The following is a 12,417-nucleotide window of genomic DNA, read 5'->3' as shown; positions in this document are numbered from 1 at the left end:
GGTGTATCTGCATTTGGGACAAAACGAGATCATTCCTCAGCGCAGTGTTATAGGCATTTTCGACCTGGACAAGTGCAGCTATGAGAAGCGGACCCGGGATTACCTGGCCGCCGCCGAGAAGGAGGGGGTTGTTCTGGACGTCTCCGGGGACCTGCCCCGGTCCTTCGTGGTCTGCGACCACCCCTATCATAGTCAGATTGTTTATTTGAGCCAGCTGAGCCCCGCCGCCCTGCAAAGGCGGGCGGAGAGCGGGAAATTGGAGTGAAGAGGAGGTTTTTATGAGTTCCATCGAATATCTCTGGAGGGACCGCAGGCGGCGTCTGGGTCTGCCTCTTTCCTTTACCCGGTACGGCCTCAGTGAAGACCGGCTGTTTTGCGAGACCGGTCTTTTGAATTTCAAGGCGGACGAAGTGCTGCTTTACCGGGTGCGGGACCTGGAGCTGACCATGAGCCTGGGCCAGCGGATTTTCGGGGTGGGCACCGTGTGCGTCCACTCCTCCGACAAGAGCATCCCTCACCTGGATTTGAAGAACATCAGGCATCCCCGGGAGGTCAAGGAGCTGATTCACCAGAATGTGGAGGCCGCCAAGGAGAAACGGCGGATGCGGACCACGGAGCTGATGGGTCCGGGCCGGGACCAGGATGACCTCTGCGACCTGGAGGACCCGGAGGACGGGGCGTGAAGCCTGTTCCCATGTTTCCGGAAAGCCGGAGTGAGAAAGGAGAGGTCTATGCAAGTGACGCTGCCCATGCTCCTTCTGTTCAGACTGAAAAATATGCTGTCCTTCTATCTCTATCCTATCCGCTGCTTTGACATCAGCCCCATGGCGGCGGCGCTGGCGGCGGTCTGTTTCCTGCTGGGTGCGGCGGTACAGGGCGTTCTGCTCTGCAGGCGGAAGAAGGCCGCCCGGTTTCCGGTGCTGTGCACTCTGGCGGCGGGGGTTCCCTTTGTTCTGATGTACCTGTCGGACATACTGGACAGCCTCATCGACCCGAGAGAGGTCTATATCCCCCTGATTCATGATAACATTCTGATTCACAGCAATTTTGGACTCTATGTGATTGCCTTCAGCATCCTTGCGGCCTATGCCCTGCTGGGCGCGCTGGCGGTTTGGGCGGCGTGCCGGCTGCTGAGAAAGAAGAAAACCCTGTGATGGGATATCCTATGCGGCCCCGGTTCCGGATATGACGGAACACTGAGAGTTTATCCATTGTGCGCGGGGCGGGAAAAGGCGGGCCGGAATCAGAGACTAGAAATCCGGCGTGGCTTTTTCTGCCCTGAGATTCAAAGTTAAGGAGAAGTATATGGCTGACAACATGGAAATGGAAAACGAAATTCTGCACTCCACGGCGGTGGACGCCGGGAACGAATATGACGCCTCGGAAATCCAGGTGCTGGAGGGTCTGGAGGCCGTCCGGAAGCGGCCCGGCATGTATATAGGGTCCACCTCCACCTCGGGCCTTCATCACCTGGTCTATGAGATTGTGGACAACGCCATTGACGAGGCTCTGGCGGGCTTCTGTACCGATATTCTGGTGCAGATCAACGAGGGGGACACCATCACCGTGGTGGACAACGGCCGGGGCATCCCTGTAGACATCCAGGCCCAGACCGGTAAGCCCGCCTTAGAGGTGGTCTATACCGTGCTCCACGCCGGCGGCAAGTTCGGCGGCGGGGGATATAAGGTATCCGGCGGTCTCCACGGCGTGGGCGCGTCGGTGGTCAACGCCCTTTCGGAGTGGCTGGAGGTTCAGGTCCACAAAAACGGACAGATTTATGAAATGAAGTTCTCCAGAGGGGAAATCACCCAGGAGATGACCGTGGTGGGAACCACCGACCATACCGGCACCGCCGTCACCTTCAAGCCGGACCCGGATATGTTCGAGGATACGGTTTACAATTACGAGACCCTGCATACCCGCATGAGGGAAGAGGCCTTTCTGAATGCCGGCCTCCGCATCCGCACCGTGGACCTCCGCCCGGGAAAGGAGCAGGAGGACTCCATGTGCTATGCCGGCGGCATCCGGGAATTTGTCACCTGGCTGAACAAGAGCAAGGACGCCCTTCACGGCGAGGTTATCTATATGTCCGGGCAGAAGGATGATTCTGTGGCGGAGGTGGCCCTTCAGTACAACGACGGCTATAACGAAACCATTCTGTCCTTTGCCAACAATGTCCATACTCCGGAGGGCGGCATGCATGAGGAGGGCTTTAAGCGGGCCCTGACCACGGTGCTGAACGCCTATGGCCGGAAAATCAAAATGCTGAAGGACGATGAAAAGGTCTCCGGCGAGGACTGCCGGGAGGGCTTGACCTGCGTGATTTCCGTGAAGCTCACCGACGCCCAGTTTGAGGGCCAGACCAAGGCCAAGCTGGGCAACAGCGAGATCCGGACCCTGGTGAACAACATGGTCATGAACAAGCTGGACACCTTCCTGGAGGAGAATCCCCAGGTGGGCCGGATGATTCTGGACAAGGCCCTCACCGCCAGCCGGGCCCGGGAGGCCGCCAAGAAGGCCAGGGAATCCATCCGCCGGAAAACCGTCCTGGGGGGCGCGGCCATGCCCGACAAGCTCCGGGACTGCAACGAGAACAATCCGGAGCTCACTGAAATTTATATCGTCGAGGGCGACTCCGCAGGCGGCTCCGCCACCCAGGGCCGGGACTCCCGCTTTCAGGCGATTCTGCCCCTGTGGGGAAAGATGCTGAACGTGGAAAAGGCCCGGGCGGACAAGGTCTATGGAAACGACAAGCTCCAGCCCGTCATCACCGCCCTGGGGGCGGGCATTGGGGAGGAGTTCGATCACAACCGGCTCCGCTATCACAAGGTGATTATCATGGCGGATGCCGACGTGGACGGGTCCCATATCCGGACCCTGCTGCTGACCTTCTTTTTCCGCTTCATGCGGCCCCTCATTGAGCGGGGTTATGTCTATTCCGCCGTGCCGCCTCTGTTCAAGCTGACCCGGGGCAAGACCACCCGGCTGGCCTTCTCCGAGGAGGAGCGGGACGCCATTTCCGCCGAGCTCCGGGCGGGGAACCCCAACGCCAAGGTGGACATCAGCCGGTTCAAGGGTCTGGGCGAGATGAACCCTCAGGAGCTGTGGGAGACCACCATGGACCCGGAGAAGCGGACCCTGCGGAGAATCACCCTGGACGACGCGGTGAAGGCCGACGAGACCTTTACCATCCTCATGGGGGAAAAGGTGGAGCCCCGGAAGGAGTTCATCGAGAAGAACGCCAAATATGTAGTCAACCTGGATTACTGATTCCATTAGGAATGAGGAATGAGGAGTTAGGAATTGATGAGAGAAGAAATCATTGCGAAACGGGAAGTGCCGCCGATGCCGGAGGGCGTGAAAATTCAAAGCGCCGGCAGGGGAGCGCTTCCCGGTCTGGAATTGGACGATATTTCCGAAGCTGGAATTCGTGACATTGTGAAAAAGGTCCGCACCGGCAAGTATTCCAGCCTCATGATGAGTCCGGACGAATGTGGAGAGGAGGGCTGTTTGACTCTGGAGTCCTCTCCGGATTTGATTTTCCTGCAAATCTGGGACGCGGAAACGGAAACCGCCTGGGCCTGCTTCGACCCCGACTATCTGGATTCCGATGAGGAAGCCCCCATTAAACCCAGCGACGGGCAATCGGTCTTTCCCATGAAATGCACCATGCAGGACCGGGAGCTGGCGGCGAAGTGCGTGGAGTGGTACGCCCATACCCTGGAGCCCTATCCGGGAATGGAGTGGCTGAAAGAAACCTGGTAGAGTTTCAGAAGGAGATTTCTATGCCGGATTACCGTCATATAAAAAAAGGCTGAAAAGCTGAAAATGAGAATCTGGAATATCAGCGTAAGCTGGAGCCGTCAATACAAATTTCTTGTTTCCAAGTGAGAAATGTGTGAATTCTTTTTTGGAGAGGGCAAACCGCATTTTGTATAAAGACAAGATAAAGATTTCTATTGAAAAAGATGAGATGACAAAATGTCCTTATTTTTCTGTTTTCGCTAGACTTGGAAAGCTTTAAACCAACCTCTCAAATAAGGAGGAAAAATTGTAAATGTCTAAAAAACCCCAATACGACCCTGAGGAAATCCGTTACCCGGACCAGAAGATTGTGGAATCCTCTCTGGTTCCGGAGATGGAAAAATCCTATATTGAATACGCCATGAGCGTCATTGTGGGCCGGGCCCTTCCCGATGTTCGGGACGGTCTGAAGCCGGTCCACCGCCGCATCCTCTACGCCATGTATGAGGACAACCTGACCTATGACCACGCCTTCCGCAAGTGCGCCACCGCCGTGGGCGATGTGCTGGGCCGGTATCACCCCCATGGCGACGCCAGCGTCTATGACGCCCTGGTCCGCCTGGCTCAGGATTTCTCCATGCGCTATATGCTGGTGGACGGCCACGGCAACTTTGGTTCCGTGGACGGCGACCCCCCGGCGGCCTACCGGTACACCGAAGCGAGACTTGCCAGGATATCCGAAGAGATGCTTCGGGATATCGACAAGGAGACGGTGGACTGGGACCCCAACTTTGACGAGACCCGTCAGGAGCCCAAGGTGCTGCCCTCCCGGTTCCCCAATCTGCTGGTCAATGGCTCCTCCGGCATCGCCGTGGGCATGGCCACCAATATTCCGCCCCACAACATGCGGGAGGTCATCGGCGCGGTGATCTGCGTGCTGGACGACCCGGAGGCGGACCTCTCCGACCTGATGCAGCATATCCAGGGTCCCGATTTTCCCACAAAGGGCATCATCATGGGCTGCAGCGGCATCCGGGCGGCCTACGCCACCGGCCGGGGCCGGGTTCTGATTCGGGCCCGCCATGAGTTCGAGGAGTTCGGCAAGGACAGGACCCGTATCATCATCACTGAAATTCCCTATCAGGTGAATAAACGGCAGCTGATCAAAAATATGGCGGACCAGGTGGAGGACAAGCGTCTGGAAGGAATCAGCATGATTCAGGACGAGTCCGACCGGAACGGCATGCGCATCGTCATCGAGCTGAAACGGGACGCCAATCCCCAGGTGGTGCTGAACCGTCTCTTTGCGCAGACCCAGCTTCAGACCAGCTTCGCCATCAATATGCTGGCCCTGGTGGAGGTCAATGGAAAGCTCCAGCCGAAAATCCTGTCCCTGCGTCATATTCTGGATGAGTACATCGCTCACCAGGAGTCCGTCATTGTCCGGCGGACGAAATACGACCTGCGGAAGGCCCAGGAGCGGGCCCATCTGCTGGAAGGTCTGCTGATTGCCCAGGACAACATCGACGAGGTCATCAAAATCATCCGGACCAGCTATGACAACGCCAAAGACAATCTGATGGCCCGCTTTGGACTGGACGACGTGCAGGCCCAGGCCATCTGCGACATGCGGCTGATTGCTCTCCAGGGCCTGAACCGGGAGAAGCTGGAAAACGAGTACAAGGAGCTGGAGGAGAAAATCATCTGGTTCCAGAAGGTCCTGGCCGACGAGGGCCTGGTCCGCCAGATTCTGAAGGAGGAGCTCACCGCCATTTCCGAAAAATACGGCGATGAGCGGGTGACGGAAATTCAGGATGTGGAGGACGAGATTGATATTGAGGACCTGATTGAGGAAGAGCAGTGCGTCTTTACGCTGACCCAGGCGGGCTATATCAAGCGGACCCCGGTCAGTGAGTATACCGCCCAGTCCAAGGGCGGCATGGGGAAAAAGGGCATCACCACCCGGGAGGAGGACGCGGTGGCTGACGTCTTCACCGCCTCCACCCACGACTATATCCTCTTCTTCACCGATACAGGCAAGGTCTACCGGAAAAAGGGCTATCAGATTCCCGTCTCCGGAAAAACAGCCAAGGGCAGCAACATCATCAACATTCTCCAGGTGGAGCAGGGGGAGCGGGTGCAGACCATGATTCATACCCGCTCCATTGAGGACGACGGCCGATTCCTCTTCATGGTCACCCGGAACGGCACGGTGAAGCGTCTGCCGGGCAGCAGCCTGAAGAATCTGCGGAACAACGGCATCCGGGCCCTGACCATGGACGAGGGAGACCGGCTGATTACCGTCCGGGAGACCGACGGAAACCAGAGAATCCTCATTGCCACTCATGATGGCATGGCGGTCTGCTTTGATGAGAACGACGTCCGGCCCATGGGCCGGCAGGCCGTGGGCGTCCGGGGCATCCGTCTCCGGGAAGGGGACTATGTGGTGGGCGCCGCCCGGGCGACCCCTGGAAAATCGGTCCTGTCCATCACGGAAAAGGGCTTTGGCAAGAGAACCCCGGTGGAGGAATACCGCATCACCAACCGGGGCGGTCTGGGTATCAAGAACTATATGATTACCGAGAAAACCGGAAATGTGGTGGGCATCAAGGTGGTAAACGGGTCTGAGGATTTACTGCTGGTGACCCAGAGCGGCATTCTGATTCGCACCGCTGTGGAAAACATCCGCATGGCGGGCCGGGCCACCCAGGGCGTCATCGTCATGCGCTTCAAGGAAGAGGGGGATCAGGTGATTTCCCTGGCGCTGGCGGACCGGGAAGAGACGGAGGAAACGCCTCTGCCCGAGGACGCCGGAATCCCGGCTGAGACCCCCGGACAGGAAGAGTGACGAAAGGAGCCGTGAGAGCATGAAGCTGGCAAACGCCCTGTCTCAGCGGGCGGAGCTCCAGACCCGCATCCATCAGCTGGAGGCCCGTCTGTACAACAACGCCCAGGTCCAGGAGGGGGAACAGCCCGCCGAGGACCCCCGGGAGCTGCTCCGGGAGCTGGAAGAGGATTACGTCCGGCTGGAGGCGCTGATTTCCGCCATCAACCGCACCAACAATGCCGCCCGGACTGAGGACGGGGCCACCCTGTCCGACCTGCTGGCCAGGCGGGACTGTTTGAGAGGGAAGCTGGGAATTCTGCGGAATTTTCTGGACAACGCCAGCGCTCTGGTCCGCCGCCGCACCGCCGGTGAAATCAAGGTGAAGAGCTCCGTCAATGTGCGGGAGCTGCAAAAGCAGGTGGATGGCCTGTCCAAGGAGCTGCGGCAGCTGGAGGAGACCATCCAGGAGAAGAACTGGACCACAGAGCTGTTGTCAAACGAATAGACGCGGGCGCCTTCTGAGGGGCGCACGCTGTGGAAAAACGCCCGAAGGGAGGGAAGCAAAAAAGCCCGGAGGGCGGGAAACAAAAAATGGTTGCGCAAGAGGCGGACGTCAAGCCCCAATGTGCCGGGGCCAATGGGCACGCTGTCATGGAAACGAGCAGGGCCATTCGTTGGGTTCGACTCCCGATTTATGTTTATGCCCGGTACGGTTACACCAGCAGGATTACAAATTTGATTGATTTCCGGACGTCGATTTTGCGCGGGAGGGTCAGGGGATTTTATGAAAACTGTCACCATTTATACCGACGGAGCCTGCTCCGGCAATCCAGGTCCCGGCGGCTGGGGAGCCGTTCTGATGTATGAGGAGCACAAAAAAGAGATTTCCGGCGGCGAGGCTCAAACCACCAACAACCGCATGGAGCTCACCGCCGTCATCGAGGCGCTGTCCTGTTTAAAGCAGCCCTGCCGGGTGGAGCTGTGGTCCGACTCCAAGTATGTCATCGACGCCCTGGAAAAGGGCTGGGCCGTGGGCTGGCGAAAACGGGGCTGGGTCAAGTCCGACAAAAAGCCCGCCCTGAATCCGGATCTCTGGGAGCGGCTCCTGGAGCTGGCGGCGGTCCACGAGCTTCATTACCACTGGGTGAAGGGCCACGCGGAAAACGAGTTTAATAACCGCTGCGACGAAATGGCGGTGGCGGAGAGCCGGAAGTTCAAATGAGGTGAGGGCTGTGGAACAGGAATTCAAGGCTCTGCTGAAACAGATTCACGAGGAGCTTCTGAAGCCGCTGGGGTACCGAAAGGACGGGGCAAATTTCAGGCTTTATGGCCGGGACGGCCTCTGCCGCATCATCAATTTCCAGCGGAACAAGTGGAACAGCAGGGACCATCTGGAATTTGTCATCAATACCGGCTCTTACTTTGAGAAGAACGTCCGAATTGAGAGATTGAAATTCAAGGAATATGAATGTGCCCTCCGGGGACGGATCTATCCGGAAAACGGAGATCACTGGTGGGCGCTGGAGGCCTCCACGGACCGGGAAGCCCTGTTGGAAAGCGTCCGGTCCGCCGTTCTGCGGGCTCTGGAGGAGTTTGAGGACTATCCCACCCGGGAGAGCGTCATAGACGCCATGCCGGCCCCGGGCTGAGACCTGTACGTAAAAGTCAGTCTTACCTGGGCCCGGCTGCTGGCGGACATGGCTATGAGGCCAGGGTCTATGAGTGTATTAAGAACGCCAATCCCATCTATCTGAGAGAGCTGGCGGAGGAGCTGCGGACTTCGGGCGCTGTGCCGGATGAATTTTAAGGAAGGTTCACAAACTGTTTACAGGAAACACATAATTTTGCAAAAATTATAGGGTATCTTAATACTTGCAAAGGGTCCTCCCAGCCCGATGCGTTTTCTCCCTCCTAAAATAAACACACACGAAAAACGGACCGCCTGGCGGTCCGTTTTTCGTTGCCCTTCGATGGAATATGCAGATTTCCCGGATGGGGGACCTTGTAAAACCGGAAAAAACGGTATAGAATAAACCCATTGAAAAGCAAGGGGTTGAATGATATGAGAGACGGATTTATTTCAGTGGCCTGCGGCGCGCCCAAGCTGAGGCTGGCGGACTGCGTATTCAACGCGGAACAGACCTTTCAGATGATGCGCTCCGCTGAACAGGCAGGGGTGAAGGTGCTGGTGCTGCCGGAACTGGGCTTGACGGGCTACACCTGCGGGGACCTGTTTTATCAGGAAACCCTGCTGCGGGGGGCGGAGGAGGCCCTTTCCACCGTGCTGGCGGCCACGCGGAATCTGGAGGTGGTCACCGCTGTGGGAATGCCTCTGCGGGTTCATGGCAAGCTGTATAACTGCGCGGTTATCATACAAAGAGGATGTATCCTGGGCGTGGTTCCCAAGACCCATCTGCCCAATTACGGCGAATTCTATGAAAAGCGCTGGTTTGCCCCGGCTCCCAAGGAGGAGGACCGGATTGACCTGTGCGGCCAATTGACCGTTCCCTTTGGGGCGGAGCAGATTTTTTCCTGCGAAAATTACCCGGAGCTGACATTGGGCTTTGAGATTTGTGAAGATCTCTGGTCCCCGGATTCTCCCTCTGTGAAGATGGCCCGAAATGGGGCAGCGGTAATCGGCAATCTCTCCGCCAGCAACGAGGTGATTGGTAAGGATTCCTACCGCCGTCAGCTGGTGTCCATGCAGAGCGCCAAGCTCCTCTGCGGCTATGTGTACGCCAGTGCCGGGGCGGGGGAATCCACCTCCGACCTGGTATTCGGGGCCCATCAGCTTATTGCGGAAAACGGGACGATGCTGGCGGAAAAGCGCTTTGAGGGCGGACTGCTGATCTCGGAAATCGACGTCCAGCGCCTCAGCTATGAGCGCCGCCGGACCCAGGCCCTTCCGGAGGCGGAATGGAGCCGGAGGGACCACAGCGTTTTTTCCCTGACGGAGAGCAAAACCAAGCTCACCCGCTATGTCTCTCCCATGCCCTTCGTCCCGGAGGGAAGGGAGGACCGGGACGCCCGGTGCCGGGAAATCCTGCTGATTGCCTCTCTGGGCCTCAAGCAGCGGCTGGAGCACACCCGGGCCAAATGCGCCGTGGTGGGTCTCTCCGGCGGGCTGGACTCCACTCTGGCGGTGCTCATCACGGGCCTTGCCATGAAGCTGCTGGACCGGCCCATGACGGATATCATCGCCGTCACCATGCCCTGTTTCGGCACCACAGACCGGACGAGAAACAACGCGTGTATCCTGGCGGAGAAGATGGGGACCCACCTGCGGACCGTGGATATCTCCCGGTCGGTCCGGAGCCACTTCCGGGACATCGGCCACGACCCGGAAGATCACTCCGTCACCTATGAGAACGCCCAGGCCCGGGAGCGGACCCAGGTACTGATGGACATTGCCAACGCCAACGGGGGTCTGGTCATCGGCACCGGGGACCTCAGTGAGCTGGCTTTGGGCTGGTGCACCTATAACGGGGATCATATGAGCATGTACGGAGTCAATGCCTCCATTCCCAAGACGCTGGTGCGGCATCTGGTGGGCTACCTCTCTCAGGATGGGGAGGAACAGGAGCTTCACGATGTTCTGGAGGATATTCTGGACACGCCGGTCTCCCCGGAGCTGCTGCCCGCCGTCCAGGGGGAAATCAGCCAGCGGACGGAGGACCTGGTGGGACCCTATGAGCTCCACGACTTTTTCCTGTACTATGTGCTCCGCTGGGGCTTCGGCCCGGAAAAGGTTTACCGGCTGGCCCGGTACGCCCTGGGCGGGAAGTACAGCCGGGATGTGATTTTGAAATGGCTGAAGAGCTTCTACCGGCGGTTTTTCTCCCAGCAGTTCAAGCGGAACTGTCTCCCCGACGGACCCAAGATCGGCACCGTGGCCCTGTCTCCACGAGGCGATTGGCGGATGCCCAGCGATGCCCAGGCCGGCCTGTGGCTGGCGGAGGCGGAGGCGCTGGAGTGAAGCCGGCGGACGGGGCGGACGCGCCGAAGCTGAGCCGCGGGTCCCGCTCCGTCACTTAATGGGCTTCTATATAGGATATAACCCTGTCATGGTATTCATCCAGTGTATCCGGCATGGGTTCCGCTTCCCGCCGGAACAGCAGGTCGGGCAGATAGCGGGGCTGTTTTCCTCCGGAGGTCATGGCCCGGACACAGCCGATGCAGTATACAGCCACATCATGGCAGGGGAATTGTTCTGTCCGGAACCGGATGCGCCGCTCCACCTGCTGGTTGGGGACAGAGCCATAGAGGTTGTCGCCGCAGCAGATTGAGGTGGTCCCGCTGAAGGGAGCTTCCGCGATTTCGATGTTCATTTTCCTCAGAAGGCTCCGGACGGCCTGATGGACCTGGGGCTTATGCCGGTAGCTGCACGGGTCGTGGACAGAGACCGTCAGGCCGCTGTAGTCAGGCAGTTTTAGGCCGTCTATGCTGTCGATGACCTCCCAGAAGGAAATGGTGTGAATCCCCTGATATAGGGAGCGGAAGCGGCGGTCGCAGCCGGCGCAGTTGTTGATGATGGTGGAGCCCTGTTCCAATTGCGGGTCGTGGCGGCAGCACAGATGGTGGGGCTTCACCGGTCCGAAATGCTGTTGCAGAAGCTCCAGCATCATCTGAGGAACCTCCGGTTTATAGGCGCTCAGCGCGCATCCCGGATTGAAATAGCATTGTTCCATGTTGATATCCGGAATCGAAATGCTGTCCCGCAGGACGGCGGAAGGGCGGGCCGCTCCCGCGGGACACACCGCGGAACAGGTCCCGCAGTCAATGCAGCGGGCCGGGTCGATTTCATACCTCCCGCTTCCCGGAGAAATGGTGCCGGTGGGACAGCGGTCCGCACAGAGGCCGCAGGATACGCAGGATTCAGATATCACGTAGTGAAAATGGTCCTCCTTGCCGCAGCCGGAAAATGTGCTGGTTTGATTGGACATAGAAACCTCCTTTATGTGTGGGCGGGACTGACTGGGATTTTGTCTATTATAGAAGATTTGTTCGATTGCTGTCAACCTTTTCCTTCAGGACCGGGCCACAGGGCCTGTCCGGCGGGAGGGTTTTGCAGGGGTAGTTTTGGATGGAAAAGGAGGATTTCAATGGCGGAGCGGCCGGCGTTTTATGTCCGTCAGGGGAAGGCGGACAGCAGACTGTATTCGTTTGAGTGGTTCCCCGGCTTTTCCGTGTCTCAGAAGCAAAAGTCCGTCGAGAGTCTTCACCGCGCCATTCTGGCGGCGGACGGGGAGGCCAGACCGCTGGAGGCCAGCACCAGGAGCAGGGAGCCGGTTGGCGTGAAGCTCAGCGCCTTTCGACTCAGGCTGAATGGGTACACCCTTGAGAATGTTTTTCAAAGCGCGAAGGTTTTTGAGAAGGGCGGACCTTATTCTGATCTGCTGGAGGTCCCGCCGAAGGAGGCCAAGCGCGACGAGAGGCTGAGGACTTCCGGACCTTTGACAGGGTTTCGCTGTCAGGAGGGGGAATTCCCGCTGATTCCCCGGACGGTTTTCTATGATTATATCTATATCTCCGCTGTGAGGCAGTCGTTGTCCGGGGATGAGATGCGCGCGGTTTCTGAGTACAATTATTTTACGGATATTGAATTCAATCCGGCGAAAAGCGTCAACACACAGGCGGGAGCTGTTTCCATCATCAAACTGATGCTGGAGGAATATGGGCGTCTGCCGGATTTTTCAGGAGAGGAGTTTATCCGGTGGCACAGGGAGCATGTGGTTTATGGGCAGTCCTTGGGAATACCGGCGTCAGGACGTGCAAAAAGACAGGAAATGTGAGGGCACGGAAATCAATTTTGCAAAATTGGATTCAAAGAGATAAAATAGGAAATA

Annotated in this window: 12 protein-coding genes; 11 read left to right on the top strand and 1 reads right to left on the bottom strand. The window is 58.1% G+C overall.

The features are described 5' to 3' along the window. Position 1: 1 nt before the first annotated feature. From remB to Q0063_RS03305, 10 genes are all read left to right on the top strand, one after another. Positions 2–265 carry an extracellular matrix regulator RemB gene (remB, locus tag Q0063_RS03350; protein ID WP_297870565.1) on the top strand — a complete coding sequence of 88 codons (264 nt, stop codon included), beginning with the start codon at positions 2–4 and terminating at the stop codon, positions 263–265. 13 nt (positions 266–278) lie between these two features. Further along, positions 279–683 carry a PH domain-containing protein gene (locus Q0063_RS03345; protein ID WP_297870564.1) on the top strand — a complete coding sequence of 135 codons (405 nt, stop codon included), beginning with the start codon at positions 279–281 and terminating at the stop codon, positions 681–683. 48 nt (positions 684–731) lie between these two features. Continuing rightward, complete coding sequence (locus Q0063_RS03340; protein ID WP_297870563.1) at positions 732–1,154, top strand: hypothetical protein; 423 nt, start codon at positions 732–734, stop codon at positions 1,152–1,154. 151 nt (positions 1,155–1,305) lie between these two features. After that, on the top strand, positions 1,306–3,270 hold the full coding sequence (gene gyrB, locus Q0063_RS03335) for a DNA topoisomerase (ATP-hydrolyzing) subunit B (RefSeq protein WP_297870562.1): 1,965 nt from the start codon (positions 1,306–1,308) through the stop codon (positions 3,268–3,270). Between the two features lie 36 nt (positions 3,271–3,306). Then, a complete protein-coding gene (locus Q0063_RS03330) occupies positions 3,307–3,765 on the top strand; it encodes a hypothetical protein (protein ID WP_297870561.1) in 459 nt (152 codons plus the stop codon). A gap of 292 nt (positions 3,766–4,057) precedes the next feature. Beyond that, positions 4,058–6,592 (top strand): DNA gyrase subunit A, encoded by a 2,535-nt coding sequence (gyrA, locus tag Q0063_RS03325; RefSeq protein WP_297870560.1) that lies wholly within the window; start codon positions 4,058–4,060, stop codon positions 6,590–6,592. Between the two features lie 19 nt (positions 6,593–6,611). Beyond that, positions 6,612–7,076, top strand: coding sequence for a DIP1984 family protein (locus Q0063_RS03320; protein ID WP_297870559.1), 465 nt, complete (start codon positions 6,612–6,614; stop codon positions 7,074–7,076). A 279-nt stretch (positions 7,077–7,355) separates the two neighbouring features. After that, on the top strand, positions 7,356–7,793 hold the full coding sequence (gene rnhA, locus Q0063_RS03315; protein ID WP_297870558.1) for a ribonuclease HI: 438 nt from the start codon (positions 7,356–7,358) through the stop codon (positions 7,791–7,793). Between the two features lie 10 nt (positions 7,794–7,803). Then, positions 7,804–8,220, top strand: a complete 417-nt coding sequence (locus Q0063_RS03310; protein ID WP_297870557.1) for a DUF4304 domain-containing protein — start codon at positions 7,804–7,806, stop codon at positions 8,218–8,220. A 413-nt stretch (positions 8,221–8,633) separates the two neighbouring features. After that, the gene (locus tag Q0063_RS03305; RefSeq protein WP_297870556.1) at positions 8,634–10,547 is read left to right on the top strand and encodes an NAD(+) synthase; all 1,914 of its coding nucleotides are present in this window, start codon (positions 8,634–8,636) and stop codon (positions 10,545–10,547) included. A 55-nt stretch (positions 10,548–10,602) separates the two neighbouring features. Here the strand turns inward: Q0063_RS03305 and Q0063_RS03300 are convergent, their stop codons facing one another. Then, complete coding sequence (locus Q0063_RS03300) at positions 10,603–11,514, bottom strand: 4Fe-4S dicluster domain-containing protein (RefSeq protein WP_297870555.1); 912 nt, start codon at positions 11,512–11,514, stop codon at positions 10,603–10,605. A 351-nt stretch (positions 11,515–11,865) separates the two neighbouring features. Between Q0063_RS03300 and Q0063_RS03295 the strand changes: the two genes are divergently transcribed. Next, a complete protein-coding gene (locus Q0063_RS03295; protein WP_297870554.1) occupies positions 11,866–12,363 on the top strand; it encodes a DUF6977 family protein in 498 nt (165 codons plus the stop codon). Positions 12,364–12,417 lie beyond the last annotated feature (54 nt).

It is taken from the genome of uncultured Oscillibacter sp. (genome assembly GCF_947654275.1).
Taxonomy (GTDB): Bacteria; Bacillota; Clostridia; order Oscillospirales; family Oscillospiraceae; genus Oscillibacter.
This window is presented reverse-complemented; position numbering and strand designations above follow the sequence as displayed.